Annotated in this window: 24 protein-coding genes; 12 read left to right on the forward strand and 12 right to left on the reverse strand. The window is 71.0% G+C overall.

The window, feature by feature from the left end:
- Positions 1 to 128: 128 nt before the first annotated feature.
- Positions 129 to 1,373 (reverse strand): cytochrome P450, encoded by a 1,245-nt coding sequence (locus HMPREF0063_RS10830; protein ID WP_007078710.1) that lies wholly within the window; start codon positions 1,371 to 1,373, stop codon positions 129 to 131.
- A 103-nt stretch (positions 1,374 to 1,476) separates the two neighbouring features.
- On the opposite strand from HMPREF0063_RS10830, the gene HMPREF0063_RS10835 reads away from it, so the two are divergent.
- From HMPREF0063_RS10835 to HMPREF0063_RS10855, 5 genes are read left to right on the forward strand one after another with little or no spacing between them, the layout of a single operon-like run.
- Positions 1,477 to 2,640, forward strand: a complete 1,164-nt coding sequence (locus HMPREF0063_RS10835; RefSeq protein ID WP_007078711.1) for a steroid 3-ketoacyl-CoA thiolase — start codon at positions 1,477 to 1,479, stop codon at positions 2,638 to 2,640.
- 12 nt (positions 2,641 to 2,652) lie between these two features.
- Positions 2,653 to 4,272, forward strand: a complete 1,620-nt coding sequence (locus HMPREF0063_RS10840) for a GMC family oxidoreductase (protein ID WP_007078712.1) — start codon at positions 2,653 to 2,655, stop codon at positions 4,270 to 4,272.
- Between the two features lie 8 nt (positions 4,273 to 4,280).
- A complete protein-coding gene (locus HMPREF0063_RS10845) occupies positions 4,281 to 5,843 on the forward strand; it encodes a succinic semialdehyde dehydrogenase (RefSeq protein WP_245527705.1) in 1,563 nt (520 codons plus the stop codon).
- Positions 5,843 to 7,246, forward strand: coding sequence for a glycoside hydrolase family 1 protein (locus tag HMPREF0063_RS10850; RefSeq protein ID WP_007078714.1), 1,404 nt, complete (start codon positions 5,843 to 5,845; stop codon positions 7,244 to 7,246). Before HMPREF0063_RS10845 ends, HMPREF0063_RS10850 begins: the two co-directional genes overlap by 1 nt.
- Positions 7,247 to 7,299: 53 nt before the next feature.
- Positions 7,300 to 7,659, forward strand: coding sequence for a hypothetical protein (locus HMPREF0063_RS10855; RefSeq protein WP_007078715.1), 360 nt, complete (start codon positions 7,300 to 7,302; stop codon positions 7,657 to 7,659).
- A gap of 26 nt (positions 7,660 to 7,685) precedes the next feature.
- On the opposite strand, the gene HMPREF0063_RS10860 is transcribed toward HMPREF0063_RS10855, so the two are convergent.
- The gene (locus tag HMPREF0063_RS10860; protein ID WP_156794100.1) at positions 7,686 to 8,762 is read right to left on the reverse strand and encodes an HNH endonuclease signature motif containing protein; all 1,077 of its coding nucleotides are present in this window, start codon (positions 8,760 to 8,762) and stop codon (positions 7,686 to 7,688) included.
- A gap of 456 nt (positions 8,763 to 9,218) precedes the next feature.
- Between HMPREF0063_RS10860 and HMPREF0063_RS10865 the strand changes: the two genes are divergently transcribed.
- Entirely contained in the window at positions 9,219 to 9,809 is a 591-nt protein-coding gene (locus tag HMPREF0063_RS10865) for a hypothetical protein (RefSeq protein ID WP_007078718.1), read from the forward strand.
- Between the two features lie 119 nt (positions 9,810 to 9,928).
- Here the strand turns inward: HMPREF0063_RS10865 and HMPREF0063_RS10870 are convergent, their stop codons facing one another.
- The 5 genes from HMPREF0063_RS10870 to HMPREF0063_RS10890 form a co-directional block, all read right to left on the reverse strand.
- Positions 9,929 to 10,942, reverse strand: coding sequence for an alcohol dehydrogenase catalytic domain-containing protein (locus HMPREF0063_RS10870; RefSeq protein ID WP_007078720.1), 1,014 nt, complete (start codon positions 10,940 to 10,942; stop codon positions 9,929 to 9,931).
- Positions 10,939 to 11,412, reverse strand: coding sequence for an SRPBCC domain-containing protein (locus HMPREF0063_RS10875; protein WP_007078721.1), 474 nt, complete (start codon positions 11,410 to 11,412; stop codon positions 10,939 to 10,941). Before HMPREF0063_RS10875 ends, HMPREF0063_RS10870 begins: the two co-directional genes overlap by 4 nt.
- 343 nt (positions 11,413 to 11,755) lie before the next feature.
- Positions 11,756 to 12,532, reverse strand: coding sequence for an SDR family oxidoreductase (locus tag HMPREF0063_RS10880; RefSeq protein WP_007078722.1), 777 nt, complete (start codon positions 12,530 to 12,532; stop codon positions 11,756 to 11,758).
- Positions 12,529 to 13,704, reverse strand: a complete 1,176-nt coding sequence (locus tag HMPREF0063_RS10885; RefSeq protein WP_007078723.1) for a sulfotransferase family protein — start codon at positions 13,702 to 13,704, stop codon at positions 12,529 to 12,531. The genes HMPREF0063_RS10880 and HMPREF0063_RS10885 overlap by 4 nt, the downstream gene beginning before the upstream one ends.
- A complete protein-coding gene (locus HMPREF0063_RS10890; RefSeq protein ID WP_007078724.1) occupies positions 13,701 to 14,789 on the reverse strand; it encodes a DUF1214 domain-containing protein in 1,089 nt (362 codons plus the stop codon). The genes HMPREF0063_RS10885 and HMPREF0063_RS10890 overlap by 4 nt, the downstream gene beginning before the upstream one ends.
- 82 nt (positions 14,790 to 14,871) lie before the next feature.
- Here HMPREF0063_RS10890 and HMPREF0063_RS10895 point away from each other — a divergent pair, with 82 nt between their 5' ends.
- Both HMPREF0063_RS10895 and HMPREF0063_RS10900 read left to right on the forward strand, forming a co-directional pair.
- Complete coding sequence (locus HMPREF0063_RS10895; RefSeq protein ID WP_007078725.1) at positions 14,872 to 15,657, forward strand: SDR family NAD(P)-dependent oxidoreductase; 786 nt, start codon at positions 14,872 to 14,874, stop codon at positions 15,655 to 15,657.
- The gene (locus HMPREF0063_RS10900; RefSeq protein WP_007078726.1) at positions 15,654 to 16,769 is read left to right on the forward strand and encodes an NAD(P)H-dependent amine dehydrogenase family protein; all 1,116 of its coding nucleotides are present in this window, start codon (positions 15,654 to 15,656) and stop codon (positions 16,767 to 16,769) included. The genes HMPREF0063_RS10895 and HMPREF0063_RS10900 overlap by 4 nt, the downstream gene beginning before the upstream one ends.
- A 69-nt stretch (positions 16,770 to 16,838) precedes the next feature.
- Here the strand turns inward: HMPREF0063_RS10900 and HMPREF0063_RS10905 are convergent, their stop codons facing one another.
- Together HMPREF0063_RS10905 and HMPREF0063_RS10910 are read right to left on the reverse strand one after the other, a co-directional pair.
- A complete protein-coding gene (locus HMPREF0063_RS10905) occupies positions 16,839 to 17,717 on the reverse strand; it encodes an SDR family oxidoreductase (RefSeq protein ID WP_007078727.1) in 879 nt (292 codons plus the stop codon).
- Positions 17,714 to 18,484: an SDR family oxidoreductase gene (locus HMPREF0063_RS10910; protein WP_007078728.1), complete on the reverse strand. Its 771-nt coding sequence runs from the start codon at positions 18,482 to 18,484 to the stop codon at positions 17,714 to 17,716. The genes HMPREF0063_RS10905 and HMPREF0063_RS10910 overlap by 4 nt, the downstream gene beginning before the upstream one ends.
- Positions 18,485 to 18,521: 37 nt before the next feature.
- Here HMPREF0063_RS10910 and HMPREF0063_RS10915 point away from each other — a divergent pair, with 37 nt between their 5' ends.
- From HMPREF0063_RS10915 to HMPREF0063_RS10930, 4 genes are read left to right on the forward strand one after another with little or no spacing between them, the layout of a single operon-like run.
- Complete coding sequence (locus HMPREF0063_RS10915; RefSeq protein WP_007078729.1) at positions 18,522 to 19,283, forward strand: enoyl-CoA hydratase family protein; 762 nt, start codon at positions 18,522 to 18,524, stop codon at positions 19,281 to 19,283.
- Positions 19,280 to 20,152: a CoA transferase subunit A gene (locus tag HMPREF0063_RS10920; protein ID WP_007078730.1), complete on the forward strand. Its 873-nt coding sequence runs from the start codon at positions 19,280 to 19,282 to the stop codon at positions 20,150 to 20,152. The genes HMPREF0063_RS10915 and HMPREF0063_RS10920 overlap by 4 nt, the downstream gene beginning before the upstream one ends.
- The gene (locus HMPREF0063_RS10925) at positions 20,149 to 20,907 is read left to right on the forward strand and encodes a CoA-transferase subunit beta (RefSeq protein ID WP_007078731.1); all 759 of its coding nucleotides are present in this window, start codon (positions 20,149 to 20,151) and stop codon (positions 20,905 to 20,907) included. The genes HMPREF0063_RS10920 and HMPREF0063_RS10925 overlap by 4 nt, the downstream gene beginning before the upstream one ends.
- Entirely contained in the window at positions 20,904 to 21,971 is a 1,068-nt protein-coding gene (locus tag HMPREF0063_RS10930) for an NAD(P)H-dependent flavin oxidoreductase (RefSeq protein ID WP_007078732.1), read from the forward strand. Before HMPREF0063_RS10925 ends, HMPREF0063_RS10930 begins: the two co-directional genes overlap by 4 nt.
- 226 nt (positions 21,972 to 22,197) lie before the next feature.
- Here the strand turns inward: HMPREF0063_RS10930 and HMPREF0063_RS10935 are convergent, their stop codons facing one another.
- Genes HMPREF0063_RS10935 through cysD form a run of 3 tightly spaced genes read right to left on the reverse strand, consistent with a single transcriptional unit; the run spans position 22,198 to position 25,696 of the window.
- Positions 22,198 to 22,947, reverse strand: coding sequence for a 3'(2'),5'-bisphosphate nucleotidase CysQ (locus tag HMPREF0063_RS10935; RefSeq protein ID WP_007078734.1), 750 nt, complete (start codon positions 22,945 to 22,947; stop codon positions 22,198 to 22,200).
- On the reverse strand, positions 22,944 to 24,782 hold the full coding sequence (gene cysC, locus HMPREF0063_RS10940; protein WP_007078735.1) for an adenylyl-sulfate kinase: 1,839 nt from the start codon (positions 24,780 to 24,782) through the stop codon (positions 22,944 to 22,946). The genes HMPREF0063_RS10935 and cysC overlap by 4 nt, the downstream gene beginning before the upstream one ends.
- Positions 24,782 to 25,696: a sulfate adenylyltransferase subunit CysD gene (gene cysD, locus HMPREF0063_RS10945; protein ID WP_007078736.1), complete on the reverse strand. Its 915-nt coding sequence runs from the start codon at positions 25,694 to 25,696 to the stop codon at positions 24,782 to 24,784. The genes cysC and cysD overlap by 1 nt, the downstream gene beginning before the upstream one ends.
- Positions 25,697 to 25,727 lie beyond the last annotated feature (31 nt).

Consider the following 25,727-nt stretch of genomic DNA (forward strand, 5'->3'; position numbering starts at 1 on the left):
ACGGCCCGCCTCCCTTTCGGGAAGCGGGCCGTCGTGGTGACCCCAGGCCGAGCGCAGCGAGGCTGGGCGCCCGTGCGGAGCACGGCAGCGGTGAGGAACGAACCGCTGGTGCGGCGGAGCCGCGCGCCTCAGGCGTACTTGACCCGCAGCTCCTTGATGCCGTTGATCCAGCCGCTGCGGAGCCGGCGGGGCTCGGCGAGCTTGGTGATGTCGGGCATGAGGTCGGCGATCATGTTGAAGATGATCTCGATCTCGAGCCGGGCCAGGTTGGCGCCGATGCAGTAGTGGGCGCCGTGTCCGCCGAAGGCCAGGTGCGGGTTCGGCGTGCGCATGATGTCGAAGACGTCGGGGTTCTCGAAGACGTCGGTGTCGTGGTTGGCGCTGGCGTAGAACAGTCCGACGCGCTGGCCCTTGGCGACGGGGACCCCGCCGACCTCGGTGTCGACGGTGGCGGTGCGCTGGAACACCGTCACCGGCGTCGCCCAGCGGATGATCTCGTCGACGGCCGACTTCGGGCGCTCCTTCTTGTAGAGCTCCCACTGGTCGGGGTTGTCGAAGAACGCGTTCATGCCGTGGGTGATGGCGTTGCGCGTGGTCTCGTTGCCGGCCACGGCGAGCATAATCGTGAAGTAGCCGAAGACGTCGCTCTCGAGGCCCTCGCCGTCCTCACCTGCCGTGACGAGCTTGGTGACGATGTCGTCCTGCGGGTTGGCCTTGCGCTCCTCGGCGAGGGCCATGAAGTAGGTGAGGATCTCGATGCTGGCGGCCTCGGGATCGACGTCGTAGTCCGGGTCGTCGTAGGCGAGCATCTGGTTGGACCACTCGAAGAGCTTCTTGCGGTCCTCCTGAGGCACGCCGAGCAGGTCCGCGATGGCCTGCAGCGGCAGCTCGGAGGCGAGCTCCTCGACGAAGTCGCCCTCGCCGCGCTCCATGGCGCTGCGCACGATCGACTCGGCCCGCTCGACCAGTCCCTCGTGGAGCGCACCGATGGCCCGCGGCGTGAAACCGCGGCTGATGATCGAGCGCATGGCGGTGTGGTCCGGCGGGTCGAGGTTGATCAGCATGATCCGCTGCATCTCGACCTGCTCGCGCGTCATGTCGGCGCCGAACCGGATGATCGCGGTGTTCTCGCTGGTGACGAACTCCTTGCTGTTCTTGGACACCGCCGCCACGTCCGCGTGGCGACTCACCGCCCAGTAGCCGGTGCCGCCCTCCATGCCCGCCCGCGCCTCGGGGGTCTGCTCGACCCAGAACACCGGGGCGGTGCGACGCAGCTCGAGGAACTCCCGGTGAGGGATCCCCTGCTCGTTGACCTCGGGGTCGGTGGGGTCGAATCCGGTGGGAATGGCGGGGGCGGTGGGGGTCGTCGTCACAGCGGCTCCTCTAGTTTCTGAAACACGTTCTAGTTTATGGTGCCATGAGACCGGTGGTTTCGGAAGGGTTGTGCGAGACGAGAACGTGTTCTAGTTTTGCTCCATGGGCTCTCCCGTGATCGTCGATGCCGTCCGCACGCCCCAGGGCAGGCGCAAGGGTGCGCTCGCCGGCGTGCACCCCGCCGTCCTGCTGGGGCTCGTCCAGGCCGAGGTGATCGCCCGGTCCGGCATGCCGGCCGAGGTCGTCGACCAGGTGATCGGCGGCAACGTCACGTCGGCCGGTGAGCAGTCCAACAACATGGTGCGCCGCGCCTGGATGCACGCGGGCCTGCCGAACGCCACGGCCTCCACGCAGATCGACGCCCAGTGCTCCTCGGCCCAGCAGGCGACCCACCTGATCCACGCGATGATCGGGGCCGGGCTCATCCGCGCCGGTATCGCCTGCGGTGTCGAGTCGATGTCCCGTGTCCCCCTGGGCGCCAACGTGCCGCCCGGCACCGGCAGCCCCCGTCCCGACGACTGGTCGATCGACCTGCCCAACCAGTTCGAGGGTGCCGACCGCATCGTCGCCGACCGCGGGTTCTCCCGCGCGGAGGTGGACGCGTTCGGCCTCTGGTCGCAGCAGAAGGGCCGGGCGGCCCGCGACGCCGGCCACTTCGCCCGCGAGATCGTGCCCGTCAAGGCACCCGTGCTCGACGCCGAGGGCACGCCCACCGGTGAGTTCGTGACGGTCGACGCGGACCAGGGCATCCGCGACACCTCGCTGGAACGGCTCGCCGGTCTCGACCCGGTGCTGCCGGGCGGCACCCACACGGCCGGAACCTCCTCGCAGATCTCCGACGGGGCCTCGGCCCTGCTGCTGATGGACTCCGACCTGGCGGCCGAGCTCGGGCTGCGCCCACGCGCCCGGATCGTGTCGTCGTGCCTCGTCGGCGCCGACCCCTACTACCACCTCGACGGCCCGGTGCAGGCGACCGAGCGGCTGCTCGCCGACACCGGGATGTCGATCGGCGACATCGACGTCTGCGAGGTCAACGAGGCCTTCGCCGGCGTCGTGATGTCGTGGGCGAAGGTCCACGACGTCCCCGCGGACAAGATCAACGTCAACGGCGGAGCCATCGCCCTCGGCCACCCGGTCGGCTCGACCGGCACCCGCCTGCTGACGACCGCCCTGCACGAGCTGGAACGTCGGGACGCCACCACCGCCCTGGTCTCCATGTGCGCCGGGGGCGCGCAGGCCTCCGGCACGATCATCGAACGCATCTGACAAAGGATCACCATGACCGACAACAAGACCTCCCGCGACGAGGCCGACTACGTCGTCGTCGGCGCCGGCAGCGCGGGCGCTGCCGCAGCCTCGCGCCTCGCGGCCTCCGGGGCCACGGTGATCCTGCTCGAGGCGGGCAAGAAGGACACCTCCCTGCTCGTCACCAAGCCCGGCATGATCGGCCCGATGCACGCCGAGCCCAAGATCAAGAAGCTGGTCGACTGGGGGTACTACACGACCCCGCAGAAGCACATGAACAACCGCGTCGTCCCGCAGACCCGCGGCAAGGTGCTCGGCGGATCCAGCTCGGTCAACGGCCTGTTGTGGGTGCGCGGCAACCGCGCCAACTACGACGCGTGGGCCGCCGAGGGCAACACCGGCTGGGACGCCGACTCCGTCAACGAGGTGTACCAGCGGGTCGAGGACTTCGAGGACGGGGCCGACGCCTACCGCGGCGCCGGCGGACCCATCAAGGTCACCCGGCACACGCAGCCGACCGAGGCCTCGCAGCAGTTCGAGCAGGCCACCGCCGACACCCTCGGCGTCAAGATCCTCAAGGACTACAACGCTGCCGAGCAGGAGGGCGTCAGCCGGTTCCAGCAGAGCGCCTCCGGCGGCAAGCGGTTCTCGTCGTCGCGCGGCTACATCACCCTGGCCGACCGGCCGACCCTGCAGGTGCAGACCCAGGTGCACGCGCAACGCGTCGTGATCGAGAACGGTCGGGCCACGGGCGTCGAGATCATCGACAAGAAGGGCAACCGTCGGGTCGTCCGGGCCGGCAAGGAGGTCATCCTGTCGGCCGGCGTGTTCGGGTCGGCGCAGCTGCTGATGCTCTCCGGCGTCGGACCGGCCGAGCACCTGGCCGAGCACGGCATCGACGTGGTGGCCGACCTTCCGGTCGGCGACAACCTGCACGACCACCTGTTCGTGCCGGCCACCTACCTGATGCCCAACGCGGTGCACCGGGGCACGCCGTCGTACTTCGCCCGCGGCCTGGCCCGCGAGCTGACCGTGGGTGGCTCGTTCCTCGAGAACTCGGTCTTCGAGACCACCGCCTTCGTCCGGACCTCGCAGGCCACCGACGTGCCCGACCTGCAGATCCTCGTGCTGCCGTGGGCGTACCCGTCGCCCAACCAGGACGCCCCCGTGCGTCACGAGGTCGACCGGCGGCGCGCGCTCACCGTGATGTCGACGCTCATCTACCCCCGCAGCCGCGGCACCCTGCGGCTCGCGTCGTCCGACCCGTCGGCGGCACCGCTGATCGACATGAACTACCTCGCCGAGCCCGGCGACCAGCAGGTGCTGGCCGAGGGCATCGAGATGATCCGCGAGATCATGCGGTCGGCGGCGTTCGGCGGCAACGTGACCGCCGAGCTGCACCCCGGCCCCGAGTACGACGCCGCCAACATGCGCGCCGAGGTCCTCAACCGGGCCACCACCGTCTACCACGGTGTGGGAACCTGCCGCATGGGCGTGGACGAACGGGCGGTGGTCGGGCCCGACCTGAAGGTGCGGGGCGTCGAGGGCCTGCGCGTCGCGGACGCGTCGATCATGCCGTCGATCATCGGCGGCAACACCAACGCCCCGTCGATCATGATCGGCGACAAGGCCGCCGAGCTGGTGCTGGCATGAGCGCCGGTATGACGGAGCGCGTGCGGCCCGCGAAGCTGACCCCGGCGTTCCTCGACGGCCTGGTCACCCGGGTCCCCGGCAGCACCGGCAACACCTGGAAGCTGACCGAGGTCTACACCGGCGACGTCCTCACCGAGCTGCCGCAGTCCTCGGAGTCCGACATCGAGCGGGCCGTCGCCACCGCCCGCGCCGCCCAGCGCGAGTGGGGATCGTGGCCGCTGCGCAAGCGGCTGAAGGTCATGAAGAAGTTCCACGCGCTGGTGGTCCGCAACCAGCTGCTCATCACCGACCTCATCCAGGCCGAGAGCGGCAAGAACCGGCGGATGGCGTTCGAGGAGACCTGCGACGTGCCGATGGGCACGAGCCACTACATCAAGCGGGCCCCGAAGCTGCTGAAGGACCGCAAGCACGCCGGCCCCGTCCCGGTGCTGTCGAGCTCGACGGAGGTGCGGCGGCCCAAGGGCGTCGTCGGCATCATCGCGCCGTGGAACTTCCCCTTCGCCACCGGCATCTCCGACACCATCCCCGCGCTGATCGCCGGCAACGGCGTGGTGCTGAAGCCTGACAACAAAACGGCACTCTCCCCGCTGTTCGGCGTCCGCCTGCTGGAGGAGGCGGGCATGCCGCGCGGCCTGGTGCAGGTCGTGTGCGGTGAGGGCCCCGACGTCGGACCGACCCTGATGGCGGGCGTCGACTACGTCATGTTCACCGGGTCCACCGCCACCGGTCGTGTCATCGGCGAGACGGCCGGCCGGCACCTGATCGGCTGCTGCCTGGAGCTGGGCGGCAAGAACCCCATGCTCGTGCTGGCCGACGCCAACGTCGACGAGGCGGTGCACGCGGCGCTGTTCGGCGGCTTCGGCAACTCCGGTCAGATCTGCATGCACATCGAGCGGCTCTACGTGCACGACTCGTTGTACGAGGAGTTCCGCGACAAGTTCGTGGCCGCCACGGCCGCCATGACCGTGGGCGCGACCTACGACTTCGGACCCGACCTCGGGTCGCTCGTCTCGGTCGACCACCGCGACCGCGTGGCCTCCCACGTCGACGACGCGCGCGCGAAGGGAGCGACCGTGCTGACCGGCGGCCGGGCCCGACCCGACCTCGGTCCGGCGTTCTACGAGCCGACGATCCTCGAGGGCGTCACCCCCGACATGCTCGCCGGCTCGACCGAGACCTTCGGCCCGGTCGTCGGGCTGTACCGGTTCCGCACCGAGGAGGAGGCGATCCGGCTGGCCAACGACACCGACTACGGCCTGAACGCCAGCGTCTGGAGCACCGACCTGGAGCGGGCCATGGACGTGGCTCGGCGGATCGACTCGGGCAACGTCAACATCAACGACATCCTGGCCACGGCGTTCGCGTCCAAGGGCACCCCGTCGGGCGGGCTGAAGCAGTCCGGCGTCGGCGCACGGCACGGTGACCAGGGTCTGCTGAAGTACACCGACGCGCAGAACATCGCAGTGCTCAAGAAGCAGGTGATGGAGCCGCAGGGCGACCAGACCTACGAGGCCTACGCCCGGCAGACCCGCATCACGCTCAAGCTGATGCGCTGGACCGGGATCCGCTGATGCGCCGCCCGGGCCGGACCCTCATGACCGCGCTGTTCGGGGGTCTGGCGCTGGGCGTGGTGATGGCGCTGCTGCCAGCGGGAGCCCACGCGGCCGCCACCGTGCCGGCGGTCCCGGACGACTTCCGCTGGGGGGTCGCCACCAGCGGCTACCAGTCCGAGGGCAGTGCCCCGGCGAGCAACTGGTCGCGGTACGACGACGGCATGGAGCCGTACCTGAACTCCGTCGACTTCCTCAACCGCTACCGCGAGGACATCGCCAACGCGGCGAGCCTGGGCGTCGACACGTTCCGGTTCGGCGTCGAGTGGGCTCGGGTGGAGCCGGAGCCGGGCGTCATCGACCCCGCGGCGCTGGCCTTCTACGACGACGTGGTGGCGGAGATCCGCAGCCACGGCATGACCCCGATGATCACCCTCTCGCACTGGGTGCATCCGGCCTGGTTCGCCGACCAGGGCGCGTGGGCCAACCCCGGTGCGGTCGACCGGTTCTTGGCGTACGCCGAGCTGATCGTGCCCCGCTACGCCGGTGACGGCACGACCTGGATCACCTTCAACGAGCCGGTCATCTACCTGCAGCACGAGCTGCTCGACAGCGACAACCCGCTCCCCGCGCTCGCGCTGGCACCGCAGGTGATCAACGCCCACAACCGTACGTACGACCTGATCCACCGCACGGATCCGGATGCCCTGGTGTCGAGCAACGCGGCCTACATCCCGGGCGTGCAGCCGGCGCTCGACGTGCTGTTCCTCCACCAGATGAAGCTCGACTTCATCGGCCTCGACTACTACTACGGGGTCGCGCTCGACAACTACACCGCGAGCGCCGCCCTGACCGGCAAGTTCTGGGAGGTCAAGCCCGCGCCGGAGGGGTTCTACAACGCGCTGAAGAGCTACCACGCGCGGTTCCCGGGCAAGCCGATCTGGATCATCGAGAACGGCATGGCGACCGACAACGGCAAGCCCCGCGCCGACGGCTACACCCGGTCGCAGCACCTGCAGGACCACCTGTACTGGATGCAGCGGGCGATGGCCGAGGGCGTGCCCGTGATCGGCTACAACTACTGGTCGATCACCGACAACTACGAGTGGGGCAGCTACCGTCCACGGTTCGGGTTGTGGACGGTCGACGTGGTCACCGATCCGACCCTGACCCGCCGGCCGACCGACGGGGTGGCGACCTACACCGACGTCATCGCCCGTGGTGGGGTCCCCGCCGACTACGTGCCGGTGGCGCCGCCCGGGTTGTGCAACATCGACAACCTGCTCGGCAGCTGCGCGCAGCCTCTGCTCAGCGGGCTGCTGGGCGGCGGTACGGCGAGCACCGACGTGCTGGGACTGCAGACGCTGGCCGGCGGAGCGTCCGGCGGAGGACTGCTCGGAGGGCTGTTCAAGAAGTCGCGGTAGCCCGTCCGGTCAGGCACGCGACAACCAAGCATTTCAGGGCCTAGGCTCACGAGATGTCGAAGCGTCCATGGTTCGTCCGGCCTCTCACGTGGGTCGTGATCGTGGTCCTGACGGTCGTGGCCCAGAACCTCGTCGACGAGCGGACTGGCCTCCGCCCGTTGTTCCATGTCGCCCTCACCGTGCTCGTCGTTGCCGTGGTGGCGCAGGCCTTCAGGTGGGGGACACGATTCATCCGTGGGCTCGCGCTGGTGAGCGGCGCAGTCACCCTCGGAGGAGCGATCTACCTCGCGCGACTGCCCGACGACCACAACGGCATCGGGGACATGGCTGTCATCGTGCTGAGCTGGTTCCTGTTGGCTGTTGCCGCTTGGAACAGTCAGCCGGAGAGCTCACCACGCCCCCAGGACGTCTGAGCGAGGAAGAGCCGTGCGGACTGTCCCTATTGGCGGAGGTGGCCGAGGAGGGGTGGTGGGTCGGACCGGTATTCGTGGCCGGTGGGGGTGCGCCAGATCGTGGCGCGGCCTTCGGAGCGGACGGACCAGCCGGGTTGGTGCTTGATGGTGTGGGACCGCTTGCAGAGTCCTTGGGCGTTGGCCTCGGCGGTCGGGCCACCGGCCTGGTAGTCGATCACGTGGTCCAGGTCGCGGATCTTGCACTCACACCCAGGCTGCCGGCAGTGCCGGTCGCGGGCCCGGATGTGCCCGGCGAGGGGTCCGTCGAAGTGCCGCCGGCGGGGGTCCCGGCCGACCAGGGTGCCGTCGACCGGGTCGGTCAACAGGCGGCGGACGGACCGCTTGTGGGCGCGGGCGATGATCTCGTCCGCGACATCCGGTGAGATCGGCCCGTACCCGGCGAGCTCGGCAGTCGTGCCGTCACCCAACAGGGTCTTGGCGTCCAGCACCAACCCGATCTCCACATCCATCGTGTCGGCATGCCTGACACCGGTGACCCGCTCGACCAATGTTGCGCACATGATCTGACCACGGGTGCGGGTGTCGCCGGTGGCGCGCAGGCCGGTGGCCCAGGAGTCGAGGGCCTCGTGGACCGCGACCAGCTGCTCGGCCGGACCCCGCACCACCAGCACCGCGACCCCGTCAGCATCGGGGAACAACGACACCCGCTGATCCGCCCGCGCCCGCTCGGCCCGCTGTTTCGCGGCCTCGGCATCGATCCGGATCACCAACCGGCGGGTGGCCTTGCGAGCCCTGCCCGGCGTCAACCCCGGCAACACCTCCACCAGCTCCGCATCGATCAGCACCCGGTCGTCCGGACCCAACCTCTCGGTCTCCTGCACCACCGCCCGCGCCACCGACTCCGGGATCACCCCACGACCGAACAGGTCGAACACCCCCGGCAAAGACTCCAGACCCAACGCGAACGCGAACTGGTTGCCCGCCGCCCCGGGACTGATCGCCCGGACCAACGACACCTCACCCACCGTCGACACCGACGCGTCACCACGACCGATCCCCATCGCCAGGCTCCGCGCCTCATACAGGCCCAGGATCTGACGCACCTGCTCAGCCTGCGCCGCACGAATCAACCGATCCAACGCCCCGATCGCATCCACCCGAGACGCACCACCCTCATGCAACGGCGCCGACGCATGGGCGTGAGCACGCACCGCCGCCAACACCCCGGTGGCATCGACGTCCTCGAACATGCTCCCAACCTAGCCGCCACCACTGACACTGCCTTTTCCCTCGAATGGCGGTGTGAAGTCCTTGCTCGTGGGGGGTCCCTCGCTCCGCTCACGCTCCTCGCAGAGCTCGTCGCCAGGGACCACCAGTGCGGCTCGCTGCGCTGGCGAACACCCCCCATGGTCGCCAGGGAGCGCAGCGACCGTGAAGGCGAAGCCCGAGGCGACACACCCCGTACGACGGCGGACTGCGTGGCGGCCACCACGGCCATGCGGAAGCAGTCGATTCCGGTGGACCCGCTGGTGGCCCCGCATGACCACTAGCCTCGACTTGTGAGTTTTCGTTGGGCCGACGCGAGTGCCGACGAGGTGCAGTGGCTGGTCGATCCGTCACAGCCCTGGCAGCGAGTCGTGGCATTCGGCCCCCAGGTCTTTGCCGCCTACGCACGCGTTCGGTTCATTCCCGATCCTCTCTTCGAGGGTCAGCTGGAAGCCGACGCGCTGGATGAACCGCCGCTGCTCAGCGAGGCGGCTCAGATGCAGCGAGTGGTGCAGGTGCTGCTCGAGTTCACCGCATCTCCCCGCGAGGGGTACGCGTGCGTCTGGGACGGGTGGGGTGAGCCTGCAGGTGCCGCTGTCCCGCAGACGTCGAGGCTGCGTCTGCCCCACCGGGAGTACTTCACTGTGCAGGGGTCGCTGGTTGATCTGGTCGAGGACTGGACGTCGCTGTCTGTCGCCGGATCACCTCCACGCGCCGCCTTCATCTGGCCTGCAGACCAGGCGTGGTGCATCGCCTGCGATGTCGATCCCCACTGGGCGGGTGTCGGTGGGTCGACGGAGGCGATCCAGGCCCTGATCGGCGGTGGCACCGGGCTTGACGCCGTCACCGCTCGACCCGGAGACGATCAACCTCGCTATCGGTAGCCACGGTTCGCCTCGCTGCGCTCACGCTCCTCGCAGAGCTCGTCGCTGGCGAACACCCACCCGCGTTCGCCAGGGAGCGCAGCGACCGTGAGGGCGGAGCCAGAGGCGAACACCGCTCGTCAGGGGATCAGGACGATGCGGCCTTCGAGACCCCCTGCTGCGACCAGCCGCTGGGCCCGGTCGGCCTCCGCCAGCGGCATCCGGTCATGGATCGGGACATCCACCGGGTTCTCGGCGTGGTGCGCGAGCAGTGCCGCCATGTCGGCGCGGGTGGCCCCGGACGAACCGATGATCTGCAGACCGAACGTGATGACGTAGCCGATGTTGAGCTGGATCCGCTCCCCCGTGATGTTGCCGACCGCGACCAGCCGACCTCCCACCACCAGGGACCGCAGGGCAGCGTTCAGTGTGGGCGCACCGACGCAGTCGATCGCCACGTCCACCGGCCCGCCGGGCAGACGCTTGTGGAACTCGCTGCCGTCGTCGACCAGCACCTCGTCGGCGCCGACCCGCTGCACCGCGTCGACGTGCTCCGTGCTGCGGACCACCGCGAGCGTCGTGGCGCCCAGGCTCCGGGCGATCGACACCGCCGCCAGGCCGACCCCGCCGTTGGATCCCGTCACGAGCACCCGCGACCCCGCCCGGGTACCGGCTCGCGTGAGCCCTCGCCAGGCGGTGCCGAGCGTGCAGTTGAGCACCGCCGCCAGCGCCGGGTCGAGGCCCTCGGGGACGGCGTAGAAGCAGCCCTGCGGAGCGGCGAGCCAGTTGGCGTAGCCGCCGTCGTGCAGCAGCCCCAGCACCGCGGCACCGGAGCCGCAGAGCGACGCCTCGCCGGCCAGGCAGGCCTCGCACGCGCCGCACCCGTCTCGGTGCATCGTGGCCACCCGCTGGCCGACGCTCCAGTCGGTGACCTCCGGTCCGACGGCCACGACCCGACCGACCGCCTCGTGCCCCGGGGTGACCGGAACCTGCACGAATCCGAACCGACCGGCGCGGTCGATGCAGTCGCGGCCGCAGACCCCGCACGCCTCGACCTCGACGACGACCTCGTCGCCGGCCGGCTCGGGCGGCGCTCCCCCGGCCTCGACGACCAGATCCGTGTCCCACCCGAGCGCCTCCAGTCGCGCCCTCATGCGCCGGACCGTCCTGCCCAGACCCGCTCGGCACGGGCCTTCAGCGCGTGGGCGACCGCGTCGAAGCCGGACTGCATCCACTCGCCGGTGAGCTCCATGGCGGTGTCGGCCAGCTCGCCGCTGATCGTGTCGGTGGTGACGTACGACGAGCGGCCCGGGCCCAGGTCGGTGACCCACTGGTCGCGGGACCCGAGCACGCCCGGGATCTGACCGTCGTTGTCGTAGCGCAGATGACGGGGCGGGTCGACGATGCGGATGAACTCGCGGGTGTCGAACAGGCCGCCCGACCCGTCGTAGGCCGGGAGGGTCAGGTCGATCGGCGAGCCGATCTCGAGTGTCGAGGCCGCGACCACCGTGAACGGGTTCCACTGCGGGTAGGCGGCGAAGTCGACCAGGACGTCCCACACGACCGCGGCGGGAGCGTCGATCTCGACCGTCACCGAGCGGACGACGTGGGCCGTGTCGGTCATGCGGTGCGCCTCGCGGGGGTTCGCCTCGCTGCGCTCACGCCCTCGCACGCTCGGGCCGGCGAACAGTCGACCCTCATGCCGGCAAACGCAGACCTGTGGTCGCCAGGGAGCGCAGCGACCGTGAGGGCGAAGCCCGAGGCGGACACCGCGGGGGTTCGCCTCGCTGCGCTCACGCCCTCGCACGCTCGGGCCGGCGAACGGTCGACGCTCATGCCGGCGAACGCAGACCTGTGGTCGCCAGGGAGCGCAGCGACCGTGAGGGCGAAGCCCGAGGCGGACACCGCGGGGGTTCGCCTCGCTGCGCTCACGCCCTCGCACGCTCGGGCTGGCGAACGGTCGACGCTCATGCCGGCATGTACTCGCCGCCGTTGACGTCGAGCGTGGCGCCGGTGACCTCCGAGGCGTACCGCGACAGCAGGTACAGGATCGCCCCGGCGCAGGCCTCGTCCGGGGGGATCCGGCCGAGGGGGTTGCGCGACGCGATGTCGTCGTACACGTCCTGCTCGGTGATGCCCTTGGCCTCGGCCGTCATGGTCAGGTAGAAGCGGACCCCCGGTCCGTCGAGCCAGCCCAGGATCGCCTGGTTGACCCGGATGCCCTTCTCGCCCAGCTCCAGCGCCATGTACTGCGTCGCGGTGCCCATCGCGGCCTTGGCGACGGCGTAACCGCCCTCGCCGCGCATCGGCACCCGCGTCGACATCGTGCCGACGTTGACGATCGACCCGCCGCCGGTCATGTGCGGCACGACCGCGCGGGTCATCTCCAGCGACCCGAACAGGATGACGTCCATCGCGCGGCGCAGCTGCTTGTCGGGTGTCTCGAGCAGGTCGGTGAAGCCCGGGTGGGAGTAGGCGCTGTTCACCAGCCCCGTGATCTTGCCGTAGCGCTCGACGGCGGTGGCTGCGACCCGCTCCACGTCCTCGGGCTTACGGACGTCACAGGCCACGGCGACGGCCTCGCCCCCGGCCGCCGTGATCTCGGCGACCGCCTGGTCGGTGACCATGCCGGACCGGGCGGCCAGCACCACCTTGGCGCCCTCGGCGGCCGCGCGGGCGGCCAGCTTGGCACCGAGTCCGGCGCCGACCCCGGAGATGACGACGACCTCGTCGTGGAGGATCATGGTGCGACCTTTCCGGTCAGGTGCGGTTCGTAGAAGGCGAAGTCCTGCTGCAGCTCGGCCTCGGACAGCCCGAAGTCCTCCGCGGTGTAGCTGTGGCCGCCGGAGCCGTGCCGCTGCGAACGGTTGCGCTCCATGTACTCCTCCAGCGCCTCGCGGTCGGCCGGCACGCCCAGCGCCTCCGACACGCGCAGCGCGACGCCCACCGGGTCCGAGACGACGTCGGCGAACTGGACGTCGACGATGCGGTCGGGCCTGCGGGCCCGCACCTCGTCGAGCTGACCCAGGGTGGCCACGAACCGGTCGCGCCAGTAGCGACCGATCGCGACCTGGTCGATGTCGTCGCTGTACTGCCCCGAGATCGCCGACACCATCGATGCGTACGACGGCACCGCCTTGGTCGGCGACCGGTGCGTCATGACGATCTTGCAGCCGGGGAACGCGTCGAGCACGGTGTCGACCGCGGTGAGGTGGTGCGGCGACTTGAGCACCCACGGCTTGCCGGCCCGGTCCGGGTCCTGCCACTGCAGCACCTGCAGCCACTCCCTCAGCTCGCGGTAGGCGGGGGCCTGGTCGAACACGCGGAGCCACAGGCCGTAGGTGGGGATCTGGTAGAAGGAGTCGTAGCTCATCGACACGAACGTGCGGTCGAGGATGATCACGTCCTCCTCGGGCCCGTCCCACTCGATGGTGTGGATGTCGCCGAAGTCGGGACTCATCTCCAGGAACATCTCGTACCGCTCCCGGGCCTTGCGCTTGCGCACCTCCGCGCCCGGCCCCTCGCCGGGGAAGGGCAGCAGGTACGACGTCTCCCACGACAGCGTCGAGGTCACGTGCGGGGAGGCCGCCAGCAGGCGGTGCACGAGGGTCGACCCGGTGCGCGGCAGCCCGCAGATCTCGGTGGCGACCACGACCTCCTCGTCGAGGATCTCGGGGTGCTCGGCCTGCAGCGCCCGCAGCCGCAGACGGTCGGCGAGCAGCGCGGTGAACCGTCCCTGGGTCAGGGTGAGGCCGAGGTCGGACAGCCGTGCCTCGTCGGCGATGGCCGAGGTCAGCACGCGCAGGGGTTCGAGGAACCAGTCGTCGCCGAAGTCGTCGAGGCCCGTCTTGGCCCGCGCCGCGGCGAGCAGGTCGTCGACGTCGAGCGCGGCCCGGACGGTTGCGGCGGTGGTCATGGGGCCTCCAGGTCGATCACGCGGCACTCGGGCAGGGGGTGGTGGTCGGCGCCGAGCCAGCGCAGCAGCGCCGTGCCGGTCTCGTGGCCGCAGGTGTCGATCCAGTTGCCCCAGCCGGGGTCGCGGTCGGACACCACGATGGTCAAGCGGCCGTCGTCCCCGAGCGTCGCGGTGTGCTGGTTGACGGTGATGCGCCGGTGGTGGTCGAGCGACTCCATCCACCAGTTGTCCAGCTGGAAGTTCCAGTAGGGGCAGTCCGGCACCTCGGTCTCGATGACCCACGCCTGTCCGGGACGCAGCGTCCAGTAGCCGTGCAGGTAGAAGATCTCGGGGTCGCCGCCGGCCCGCTGGAACATGTCCTGACCGAAGTCGGGCATCTCGTTGGGCCGCGTCATGAACAGCTCGGTCCAGTTCGCGAAGGTGGCGGCGGTGCCGTGCACGGCGAGCGCGGCCCGCTGCATCGCCTTGCCGAGAGCCGCCGGGTCGAGCTCCGCGGGCAGGGGCGCATCGCCGATCAGCTCGACCGACCAGCTGCCGGGCTGCTCGGTGGTGCGGTCGAGGTAGGTCTGACGGACCACGAGGCCGGTGGAGTCCGGCGCCAGCGGCAGCCAGTTGCCGTCGTGCGGCGTGGCACTCGCGATGATCTCGACGGACCCGTCGTCGCCCACCACCAGGTCGCGATCGGTGAGCTCACCGGTCGACGCCATCGTGCCGTCCTTGGCGTAGCGGTTGGCCTTGGACCCGATGCTGAAGTACGCGATCGTCCCGCGCGTGCCGGTGATGCGGTAGCTGCGGTCGCCGCGGATGTTCGCCGACAGGTACACGTTGTCGGGGTTGTCGGCGCCCAGCTTGACCAGGTCGAGCTCGTGCAGCCGTGGCCGGTCGGGGTCGGCGTTGTCGATCGTGGAGTAGAGCATCTCCCGGGTCAGCCGTGCCAGGTACCGGTAGCCCTCCGCCCGGTCCAGCGGGGTGTCCGGGGCGGTGTCGCGCAGCACCACCTCACCTGCCGCCTCGAGGGCGCGGCAGAACTCGCTCCACGCCTGCCCGGAGGTCACGTCCGCCGCGATGTCGCCGCTGTCGCCCACGTTGGGTATCTCCTCACAAATCTAGAACACGTTCTACCAGAGGGGCTACGATCGGACAACCACACGAAGGGTGCAGCACTCCATGAGCCAGGACCTGTCGACGGACTTCAGCCACGCCGCCGGCGCGGCCCTCGTGGTCGGCGGCAGCGGCGGGCTGGGCGCATCCGTCGCTCGCCTGTTGGCGGCACGCGGCAGCGACGTCGCCGTGACCTACCGCGGCAACGAGGCCGCCGCCCGCGAGGTCGAGGCGGACGTGCTGGCGGCGGGTCGGCGGTCCTCGGTCCACCGGCTCGACGTCACCGACGCCGCGGCCTGCGCGGCCGTGCTGGCCGCGGTGGTCGAGACCCACGGCGGGCTGCACACCCTCGTCCACGCCAGCGGCCCGCACGTGCCGATGGTGCACCTGTCGACCGTGTCGCCCACGGTGTTCGCCGACCAGCTCACGCAGGACGCGGCCGGGTTCTTCAACATCGCCCAACCGGCCCTCGCCCTGCTGCGCGCGGCCCAGGGGTCGATCGTCGTGGTCACCACCGCCGCGACCACCCGCTACCCGGTGCGCGACGGTCTCTCGTCTGGCCCGAAGGGTGCCGTGGAGTCGACCGTGCGGGCGCTGGCCGCGGAGGAGGGCCGGTTCGGGGTCCGCGTCAACGCGGTCGGCCCCGGCATGCTCACCGACGGCATGGCCGCCCGGCTGATCGGGTCCGGTGAGCTCGACGAGGCGGCGCTCGCGATCACCCGCGCGAACATCCCCCTGCGCCGCTTCGGCGACGCGAACGACGTGGCCGAGGCGGTGTGCTTCCTCGCCTCCCCACGGGCCGGGTTCGTCACCGGCCAGAAGCTCGACGTCGACGGCGGGTACGGCGTATGACGCACACGGCGCCCCTGCGGGTGGTCGTCTGGGCCACCGGCACCCTCGGCCGGCACGCGATCGCCGGCATCGACGCCCATCCCGCCCTCGAGCTGGTCGGGGTGTGGGTCAGCGACCCGGCCAAGGACGGGCGTGACGCCGGTGACCTCGCCGGCCTGGGCCGCGACCTCGGGGTCCTCGCCAGCACCGACCGCGACGCCGTGCTGGCCACGGAGCCGGACTGCGTCGTGCACTGCGCGATGACCGACGACCGGGTGCTGGAGGCGATCGACGACCTGATCGGGTTCCTCGAGGCGGGCGTCGACGTCGTCAGCAGCGGGCCGGTGGTGCTGCTGCACCCGGGGCCCGCGCTGCCCGAGGTCTTCTGGCAGCGGATCGAGGACGCCGGACGGCGCGGCGGTGCGAGCCTGCACATCAACGGCATCGACCCCGGCTGGGCCAACGACGTCCTGCCGCTGCAACTGACCTCGTTGAGCCGGCGCATCGACCAGGTGCGGGTGATGGAGATCGCCGACTACGCCACGTACGACCAGGCCGTGGCGATGGGCGACCTGTTCGGCTTCGGCCGGCCGGTCGATGCCGGCGCGCTGCTCTGGCAGCCGGGGGTGCTGTCGATGGCGTGGGGGCCGGTGGTGCGCCAGATCGCGGCCGGCCTCGACCTCGTGCTCGACGAACCGCTGCAGGAGGTGGTCGACCGTCGTCCCGCGCCCGAGGCCGTCACCACGGTGTGCACTGAGATCGCGGAGGGCACGATGGGGGCGGTCCGGTTCGAGGTGATCGGCTCGGTCGACGGGGTGCCCCGGGTCGTCGTCGAGCACGTCACGCGGACCCACCCCGACCAGGTGCCGGAGTGGCCACGCCCGGCCGAGGGCGAGGGCTGCTACCGCATCGAGATCACCGGGGAGCCGGTGATGACGCTCGAGCTCAGCCACCACGGCGAGCACGGCGACCACAACGTCAGCGGCATGATCATCACCGCCCAGCGGCTCGTGAACGCCGTCCCGGCCGTCGTCGCGGCGGAGCCCGGTCTGGTCACGGCGCTCGACCTGCCGCTGGTCACCGGCCGAGGCCTCGTCCCCCCGTCGGTTTCCCAGGAAATCCCCGAAAACTGACACCTGACCCCTGTTGCAACCTGTCAACAGTGACAGTTTTCTGGGATCTCCTGGGAAACTGCACCCAGGTCAGCGGGCGCCGTAGACGGGTTCGGGGTCGGGGCCCTCGGCGATCAGGTCCCGCAGGGCCGGGCCCACCTCGTCGGTGCGCCAGCGCCGGCCGATGTCGCGCTTCGGGCCGTGCGCCCAGCCCAGCTCGACGCAGATCTGCCCGCCGTCGATCTCGATGACCCGGCCCGTCACGTCGCCGGCATCCTCCGACGCCAGCCACGCCACGATCGGGGCGTTGTCCTCGGGCTCGGCCATCTGCGAGGTGTCGAACGCACCCTCGGTCATCCGGGTGCGGGCCACCGGCGCGACGGCGTTGACGGTGACGCCGTACCGGCCCATCTCCTGGGCGGCCACGAGGGTCAGCCCGGCGATGCCGGCCTTGGCGGCGGAGTAGGTGGCCTGCCCGACCGAGCCCTGCAGCCCGGCGCCCGACGAGGTGTTGACGACGCGAGCCGCCCGCTGACGGCCCTCCTTGGCCTCGGCGCGCCAGTAGGCACCCGCATGTCGCAGCGGCGCGAAGTGCCCCTTCAGGTGCACGCGGATGACGGCGTCCCACTCCTCCTCGGAGGTGTTGACCAGCATCCGGTCGCGGACGAACCCGGCGTTGTTGACCAGCACGTCGAGGCCACCGAACGTGTCGATCGCCTGGTCGACCATGGCCGCGGCCTGTTCGAAGTCGGCGACGTCGGCGCCGTTGGCCACCGCCTCACCACCCAGCGCGCGGATCTCGGCGACGACCGCGTCGGCCGGCGAGTCCTCCCGCTCACCGCCCAGCGAGACGCCGAAGTCGTTGACGACGACCTTCGCGCCCTGCCGGGCGAGCTCGAGCGCGTGCGCCCGGCCGATGCCGCGCCCCGCCCCGGTGACGATGGCGATGCGGCCCTCGAGAAGTGTCATTGGCGTTGCTCCTTGGTGACGACGTGCAGGAAGACGGGTGGCTCGCCGCCGCCGTGGCAGGCCACGGTGGCGCCGGAGACGTAGGAGGCGAGGTCGGACGCGAGGAAGGCGACGACACGACCGACCTCGGCCGGACGCGCCATCCGGCCCAGCGGGATGGTGGCCTCGACGGCGGCGACGGTCTCGTCGTCGCCGTAGTGGTCGGCGGTCTGCTCGGTGCGCACGAGGCCCACGTCGATGCTGTTGATGCGGACCCGCGGGCCCCACTCGACCGCGAGCGACCGGGTGAGGGAGTCGGCGCCGGCCTTGGCCGCGCCGTAGGAGGCCGTGCCGGGCGAGGGTCGCAGGGCGGAGACCGACGAGATGCTGACGATGGCGCCGCCCTCGGGCTGGCGTTGCATCACCGCGTTGGCCGCCTTCGACACGGTGAGGACCGACGAGAGGTTGAGTCCCAGGATCTTGTCGTCGAGGCGGGGACTGGAGTCGGCGGCCAGCGCGTAGGGCGCCCCGCCGGCGTTGTTGACCAGCACGTCGAGCCGGCCGTGGCGTTCCACGATACCAGCCACGAGGGCGGCCACCGCCTCGGGGTCACGGACGTCGCACGTGCGGTGCTCGCTCCCGGGGACCGGGTCGTCGACGTCGGAGCGTCCACAGGTGACGACCGTGGCGCCCGCGTCGACGAGCACCTCGGTGATGCCGCGGCCGATGCCACGGGCGCCGCCGGTCACCAGCGCGACGCGTCCTGCCAGGTCCACGGCCAGAGTCATGCTGCTAGGCTACCAAGCAAACGTTAGGTAGGTAGCCATGACTGTCACGTCGACCCTCCGCGACGACGGAATCCTCGTCGTCACGATGCAGCATCCACCGGTCAACGCCCTGCCGGTGCAGGGCTGGTTCGACGTCGCGGCCGCCCTCGACGTCGCCGCGACCGACCCGGCCGTGAAGGTCGTGGTGCTGCGGGCCGAGGGCAAGGGCTTCAACGCCGGCGTCGACATCAAAGAGATGCAGAACACCACCGGGTTCGACGCGTTGATCGGTGCGAACCGCGGCTGCTTCGCCGCCTTCAAGGCCGTCTACGAGTGCGCCGTGCCGGTCATCGCGGCCGTCAACGGCTACTGCCTCGGCGGCGGGGTGGGCCTGGTCGGCAACGCCGACATCGTGGTGGCCAGCGACGACGCCTACTTCGGGGTGCCCGAGGTCAACCAGGGTGCGCTCGGCGCCGCGACGCACATGGCCCGGCTCGTCCCCCAGCACCTGATGCGCACCCTGTACTTCACCGCCCGGACCATCCCGGCCGCCGAGCTGGTCCAGCACGGGTCGGTCTACGCGGTCGCGCCCCGGGCCGAGCTGGACGACCTGGCCCTGGGTCTGGCCGCCGAGATCGCCGCGAAGGACGGCCGCGTCATCCGCGCGGCCAAGGAGGCGCTCAACGGCATCGACCCCGTCGACGTCAACCACAGCTACCGCTTCGAGCAGGGGTTCACGATGGAGCTCAACCTGATGGGCGTCAGCGACGAGCTGCGCGACACGTTCGCGGGGACCGACAAGGCAGGGGGCGCGGCGTGAAGGCACCCAGCAAGGAGCTGACGATCGACGAGGTCGTCTCGCGGATCGAGCCCGGCATGACCGTCGGCATCGGCGGGTGGGGGTCTCGGCGCAAGCCGATGGCCCTGGTCCGCGCGATCGCCCGCAGCGGCCTGCGTGACCTGCACGTGGTGTCCTACGCCGGACCCGACGTCGGCCTGCTGCTCGCCGCGGGCACGGCGTCGCGGGTCACCTACGCGTTCGCCACCCTCGACTCGATCCCCCTCGAACCGTGGTTCGGACGGGCCCGCCAGGACGCCACCGCGCAGTTCCGTGAGTGGGACGAGGGCATGTTCCAGACCGGCCTGCGCGCCGCGGCCCAACGGGTGTCGTTCCTGCCGATGCGGGCCGGTCTCGGTTCGGCGGTGCTCGAGCACGACCCGGACCTCCGCACGGTCCGCTCCCCCTACGACGCCGAGGAGGAGCTGGTGGCCGTGCCCGCGCTCACGCTCGACGTCGCGCTGGTGCACATGAACCGCGCCGACGCCCACGGCAACGGCCAGTACCTCGGGCCGGACCCGTACTTCGACGACCTGTTCTGCATGGCCGCCCGAGAGGCGTACGTGTCGACCGAGCAGATCATCGACACCGCCGGCCTGACGGTCGACGCGCCCCTGCAGAGCCTGCTGCTCAACCGCACGATGGTGACCGGGGTGGTCGAGACGCCGAACGGCGCGCACTTCACCGACTGCACGCCGACGTACAGCCGTGACGAGAGGTTCCAGAAGGCCTACGCCACCGCCGCGAAGACCCCGGAGGACTGGGCCGCGTTCCACGACCGGTTCCTCGCCGGCGACGAGGCCGCCTACCAGGCCGCGGTCACCGCGTTCCACGAGGAGGCCCAGGCATGACCGACGTGACCCGCTCGGAGTACTGCGCGATCGCGATCGCCGACTGCTTCGCCGACGACGGCGAGATCATGGGCAGCCCCATGGGCCTGCTGCCCACGCTCGGCGCGCGGCTGGCCAAGAACACCAGCAACCCGCAGCTGCTGCTCACCGACGGCGAGGCACGCATCCTGCGCGGCACCCCGCCGCTGGGCCAGACCGCGGAGCTGGTGGAGGGCTGGATGCCGTTCCGCCTGGTGCTGGAGGCCGTGGTGCCCTACGGCAAGCGCCACGTGATGATGGGCGCCACCCAGATCGACCGGCACGGCAACCAGAACATCTCGGCCATCGGACCGTGGGACCGGCCCACCCGGCAGCTGCTCGGTGTGCGCGGCGCGCCCGGCAACACGGTCAACAACCGCACCTCCTACTGGGTGCCGAAGCACTCCCCCCGGGTGGTCGTGGAGCAGGTCGACATCGTCTCCGGCGTGGGCTACGCCCGGGCCGAGGCGGCCGGCCCCGCGGCGACGCGCTTCCACCGGGTCGACCGGGTCGTGACCAACCTCGGTGTCTTCGACCTCGGCGGACCCGGCCACACGCTGCGGTTCGTGTCGGTGCACCCCGGGGTGAGCGTCGACGACGTCCGCGAGGCCAGCGGCTGCGAGATCCACTCGGACGGCGACGTGCCCGACACCCGCGAACCCACCGCCGAGGAGCTGGTGCTGATCCGCGAGGTGCTCGACCCGAAGGGGATCCGCGAGCGGGAGGTGCCGTCGTGATCGAGTCGCTGCTGACCACCCCGCTCACCGAGCTGGTCGGGGTCCGCCACCCGGTCGTGCAGACCGGCATGGGATGGGTCGCCGGACCCAGCCTCGTGAGCGGCACCGCCAACGCCGGCGGTCTCGGCATCCTCGCGTCCGCCACCATGACCCTGGCCGAGCTGGAGCAGTCGGTCGTGGAGGTCAAGAGCCGCACGGACGCCCCGTTCGGGGTCAACCTGCGGGCCGACGCCGCGGACGCCCCCGCCCGCTGCGACCTGCTGATCGAGCACGGGGTCAAGGTCGCCTCGTTCGCCCTGGCGCCCAAGCCCGAGCTGATCGCCCGGCTCAAGGAGCACGACATCGTCGTGATCCCCAGCGTTGGCCTGCCCAAGCACGCGGTCAAGGTCGCCTCGTGGGGCGCCGACGCCGTGATGATCCAGGGTGGCGAGGGCGGCGGGCATACCGGCTCGGTGCCCACGACGCTGCTGCTGCCGACGGTGCTCGACGCCGTCGACATCCCGGTAATCGCCGCCGGCGGGTTCTTCGACGGCCGCGGGCTCGCCGCCGCACTGTCGTACGGGGCCGCCGGGGTCGGCATGGGGACCCGGTTCCTGCTCACCGCCGAGAGCCGCGTGCCCGACGCCGTGAAGCAGCGCTACCTCGCGGCGGGGCTCGACGACACGGTCGTGACCAAGAAGGTCGACGGCATGCCGCACCGCATGCTGCGCACCGACCTGGTCGAGCAGGTCGAGGGCGGAACCGGACTGCGGACGCTCCTGCCGACGGCCCGCCGCACGCTGGAGTTCAAGCGGATGGCACAGATGACGTGGAAGCAGCTGGCCGTCGACGGCCGGGCCATGCGCAAGGAGCAGGGCCGGACCCTGGGGCAGCTGGCGCTGGCCGCCAACACCCCGATGATGCTGAAGGCCGGGCTGGTCGACGGCGACGCCTCGGCGGGCGTGCTCGCGTCGGGTCAGGTGGTGGGCGTCATCGACGACCTCCCCACCTGCGAGGAGCTGGTCGACCGGATCGTGACCGAGGCGGCGGCAGCGCTCAGCCGCACGAGCTCCTACCTGCGGTAGCCCAGACGTTGGCGTGAGTGAGTCGCCTCGGGCTTCGCCCTCACGGTCGCTCCGCTCCCTGGCGACCACGGAACCCGCAGCGAGGCGAACCCCACGCGAGTGAACGCCTCGGGCTTCGCCCTCACGGTCGCTCCGCTCCCTGGCGAACGCGGAACCCGTTCGCCAGTCCGCGAGGAACGAGCGGACGTGAGCGCAGCGAGGCGAACCCCACAGGACGGACCTGCGGTCAGGCGGCGGCGATGGCGGCGAGGAGGTCGGGGGCCAGGTCGGCGCGGCAGATCAGCAGGTCGGGCAGGTAGGGGTGGGCCGCGTTGTAGGTCAGCGGCGACCCGTCGACCCGCGAGGCGTGCAGGCCCGCGGCCAGCGCCACCCCGACCGGAGCGGCCGAGTCCCACTCCCACTGCCCGCCGGCGTGCAGGTACGCGTCGGCGTCGCCCCGCACCACCGCCATCGCCTTGGCGCCGGCCGACCCCATCGTCTGCAGGTCGCCGCCCACGGCCTCCGCCACGGGCGCGGCGAACTCCGGCGGCCGGCTGGCGCTGACCAGGAGGATCGGTCGCGATCGGTGCACAGCGGCGGCGGCCGGGTCGTCGGTCGTGTACACCGTGCCCAACGCCGGCTGTGCCACGGCGGCGGCCGTGATGGCCGGGTCGGTCACGCCCCGCTCCCACAGCGCGACGTGCACGGCCCAGTCGCTGCGGCCCGGCATGCCGTACTCCCGGGTGCCGTCGAGGGGGTCGATGATCCAGACCCGGTCGGCCGAGAGTCGGGCGTCGGTGTCAGCCGACTCCTCCGACAGCACCGCGTCGCCCGGACGCCCCTCGGCCAGCAGCCGCAGCAGCAGCTCGTCGGAGCGCGCGTCGCCCGCCACCCCGAGCTCCTTGCCGGCGAGCCCCGAGGTGCGCTGCAGCTCCAGCAGCAGCTGCCCCGCCTGCTGGGCGAGGTCGGCGGCGAAGGCCGCGTCGTCGCGGGTCACCGGCGTTCGAGGTGGTCGATGACGATCTCGGCGAGGGCTCCGGCGTCACCGTCCGTCGGGCGCAGCAGCAGCTCGGGCCGCAGCGGTGCCTCGTACGGGGCGCTGATGCCGGTGAACTCGGGAATCTCCCCGGTACGCGCCTTGGCGTAGAGACCCTTGGGATCCCTGGCCTCGGCGATCTCCAACGGCGTGTCCATGAACACCTCGAGGAAGGACAGCCCGTCGGCGTCGTGCAGGGCGCGGGCCGCGTCCCGGTCGGCGCGGTAGGGGCTGACCAGCGAGACGATGGCGACCACCCCGGCGTCGGCCATGAGCCGTGCGACCTCCGCCACCCGGCGCACGTTCTCGGCCCGGTCGGCCGGGCTGAACCCCAGGCCCGAGTTCAGGCCGTGGCGCAGGTTGTCTCCGTCGAGCACGTAGGCCGGCTGCCCGGACGCGACGAGGCGACGCTCCACCTCGACCGCGACGGTCGACTTGCCCGAGCCCGAAAGACCGGTGAACCACAGGGTCATGCCGCGCGTGGCCCGCTGCTCGCGGGTGACCGAGCCGCTGTGCCACACGATGTTGGCCGTGTTCTGACTGGCGCCGAGGATCATGCCCGCGGCGACGGTGCGGTGGGTGGCCTCGTCGATCAGGATGAAGCTGCCGGTGTCGCGGTTGCGCCGGTAGGCGTCGAGGTGCAGCGGCTTCTGGGTGCGCAGGCGGACCCGACCGATCTCGTTCAGGCCGAGTGCGGTGGCCTCCTGGTCGCGGTGCAGGGTGTTGATGTCGAGCCGGTACTCCAGGTCCTTCACCGACGCCCGCGTCTCGCGGGTGGTGTGCAGGATCGTGTAGGTCGAGTCCGGCGACAGACTCAGGTCGCCGTCCATCCAGCAGACCATCGCCTCGACGTCCTGGGTGCTGGTCGGCCGGTTGTTGGGACGGCACAGCATGTCGCCGCGGCTGACGTCGAGCTGGTCGGCCAGCTCGACCGTCACGGCCTGCCCGGTGGACGCCTCCTCCAGCTTGGTGCCGCCGGGACCCCACACGTGGGTGACGGTGCTGGTGAAGCCCGACGGCAGGGCGACCACCTCGTCGCCGGGCCGGAAGGACCCGCCGGCCACGGTGCCCGCGTAGCCACGGAAGTCGTGGAAGTCGGCCCCTTGGGGACGGATGACGTACTGCACCGGCAGCCGCGCGTCGATGAGGTTGCGGTCGGAGGCCACGTGCAGGTCCTCGAGGTGGCCGAGCAGCGCCGGCCCCTCGTACCAGGGCATCGCGGCACTCTTGGTGACCACGTTGTCGCCGGTGAGCGCTGACACGGGGATGAAGGTCAGGTCGGGGATCTCCAGCTTCGACGCGAAGCTCGCGAACTCGGTGCGGATGTCGTCGAAGCGGTCTTGCGCGTAGTCGACCAGGTCCATCTTGTTGACGCAGACGACCAGGTGAGGGATGCCCAGCAGCGATGCGAGGAACGCGTGGCGGCGCGACTGCTCGAGCACGCCGCGGCGCGCGTCGATGAGGATCAGCGCGACGTCGGCGGTGGACGCACCGGTGACCATGTTGCGCGTGTACTGCAGGTGCCCGGGGGTGTCGGCGATGATGAACTTGCGCCTGGGGGTCGCGAAGTAGCGGTAGGCCACGTCGATCGTGATGCCCTGCTCCCGCTCGGCGCGCAGGCCGTCGGTCAGCAGGGCGAGGTCGGGGCCCTCGTGCCCCCGGGCCGCACTGGCGGCCTCGACGGCACCGAGCTGGTCCTCGAAGATGGCCTTGCCGTCGAACAGCAGCCGCCCGATGAGGGTGGACTTGCCGTCGTCGACGCTGCCGGTGGTGGCGATGCGGACGAGCTGCGACATCAGAAGTACCCCGCCTTCTTGCGGTCTTCCATGCCGGCCTCGGAGATGCGGTCGTCGGCGCGGGTGGCGCCGCGCTCGGTCACCCGGGAGGCGGCGACCTCCTCGGCGACGGCGCGCGGGGTGTCGGCCGCCGACTCCACGCATCCGGTGCAGGTGGCGTCGCCGATGGTGCGGAACCGGACCTGGGCCTCGAACGGGGTCTCGCCCGGACCGGGCTCGATGAACCGGTTGACCGCCAGCAGCATGCCGTCGCGCTCCACGACGGTGCGCCGGTGGGCGTAGTAGAGGTCGGGCAGCTCGATCTCCTCGCGGACGATGTAGTTCCAGATGTCCAGCTCGGTCCAGTTCGACAGCGGGAACACCCGCATGTGCTCGCCCTTGCGGTGCCGGCCGTTGTACAGGCTCCACAGCTCGGGACGCTGGTTCTTGGGGTCCCACTGACCGAACTCGTCGCGGAAGCTGAACACCCGCTCCTTGGCGCGGGCCTTCTCCTCGTCGCGGCGGGCACCGCCGAACACCGCGCCGAACTGGTGCTCGGTGATGCCGCGCAGGAGGGCGGCGGTCTGCAGGGTGTTGCGCGGCCCGAGCGGTCCGCCGATCTCGGTGACCCGGCCGGCGTCGATGTCGTCCTGCACGCTCATGACGACCAGCCGCAGACCGTGCTGCTCGACGGTGCGGTCCCGGAACTCCAGGACGGCGTCGAAGTTCTGGCCGGTGTCGACGTGCATGACCGGGAACGGCACGGGCGCCGGCCAGAAGGCCTTGGTCGCCACGTGCAGCATCACGACGGAGTCCTTGCCGCCGGAGAACAGCAGCGCCGGACGTTCGATGGTGGCCGCGACCTCGCGGAAGATGTGCACGGCCTCGGCCTCGAGCATGTCGAGGTCGGTGAGCTCGTGGGTCCGCGTCACCACGGGAGCTCCCAGGAATAGAACATGTTCTAGT

Source organism: Aeromicrobium marinum DSM 15272, from assembly GCF_000160775.2.
Taxonomy (GTDB): domain Bacteria; phylum Actinomycetota; class Actinomycetes; order Propionibacteriales; family Nocardioidaceae; genus Aeromicrobium; species Aeromicrobium marinum.

Excerpts from the sequence above, each read along its gene's own strand:
- HMPREF0063_RS10835 (WP_007078711.1), top strand. The coding sequence starts at position 1,477 with ATGGGCTCTCCCGTGATCGTCGATGCCGTCCGCACGCCCCAGGGCAGG.
- HMPREF0063_RS10840 (WP_007078712.1), top strand. The coding sequence starts at position 2,653 with ATGACCGACAACAAGACCTCCCGCGACGAGGCCGACTACGTCGTCGTC.
- HMPREF0063_RS10845 (WP_245527705.1), top strand. The coding sequence starts at position 4,281 with ATGACGGAGCGCGTGCGGCCCGCGAAGCTGACCCCGGCGTTCCTCGAC.
- HMPREF0063_RS10850 (WP_007078714.1), top strand. The coding sequence starts at position 5,843 with ATGCGCCGCCCGGGCCGGACCCTCATGACCGCGCTGTTCGGGGGTCTG.
- HMPREF0063_RS10855 (WP_007078715.1), top strand. The coding sequence starts at position 7,300 with ATGTCGAAGCGTCCATGGTTCGTCCGGCCTCTCACGTGGGTCGTGATC.
- HMPREF0063_RS10870 (WP_007078720.1), bottom strand. The coding sequence starts at position 10,942 with ATGAGGGCGCGACTGGAGGCGCTCGGGTGGGACACGGATCTGGTCGTC.
- HMPREF0063_RS10875 (WP_007078721.1), bottom strand. The coding sequence starts at position 11,412 with ATGACCGACACGGCCCACGTCGTCCGCTCGGTGACGGTCGAGATCGAC.
- HMPREF0063_RS10880 (WP_007078722.1), bottom strand. The coding sequence starts at position 12,532 with ATGATCCTCCACGACGAGGTCGTCGTCATCTCCGGGGTCGGCGCCGGA.
- HMPREF0063_RS10885 (WP_007078723.1), bottom strand. The coding sequence starts at position 13,704 with ATGACCACCGCCGCAACCGTCCGGGCCGCGCTCGACGTCGACGACCTG.
- HMPREF0063_RS10895 (WP_007078725.1), top strand. The coding sequence starts at position 14,872 with ATGAGCCAGGACCTGTCGACGGACTTCAGCCACGCCGCCGGCGCGGCC.
- HMPREF0063_RS10900 (WP_007078726.1), top strand. The coding sequence starts at position 15,654 with ATGACGCACACGGCGCCCCTGCGGGTGGTCGTCTGGGCCACCGGCACC.
- HMPREF0063_RS10905 (WP_007078727.1), bottom strand. The coding sequence starts at position 17,717 with ATGACACTTCTCGAGGGCCGCATCGCCATCGTCACCGGGGCGGGGCGC.
- HMPREF0063_RS10910 (WP_007078728.1), bottom strand. The coding sequence starts at position 18,484 with ATGACTCTGGCCGTGGACCTGGCAGGACGCGTCGCGCTGGTGACCGGC.
- HMPREF0063_RS10915 (WP_007078729.1), top strand. The coding sequence starts at position 18,522 with ATGACTGTCACGTCGACCCTCCGCGACGACGGAATCCTCGTCGTCACG.
- HMPREF0063_RS10925 (WP_007078731.1), top strand. The coding sequence starts at position 20,149 with ATGACCGACGTGACCCGCTCGGAGTACTGCGCGATCGCGATCGCCGAC.
- cysC (WP_007078735.1), bottom strand. The coding sequence starts at position 24,782 with ATGTCGCAGCTCGTCCGCATCGCCACCACCGGCAGCGTCGACGACGGC.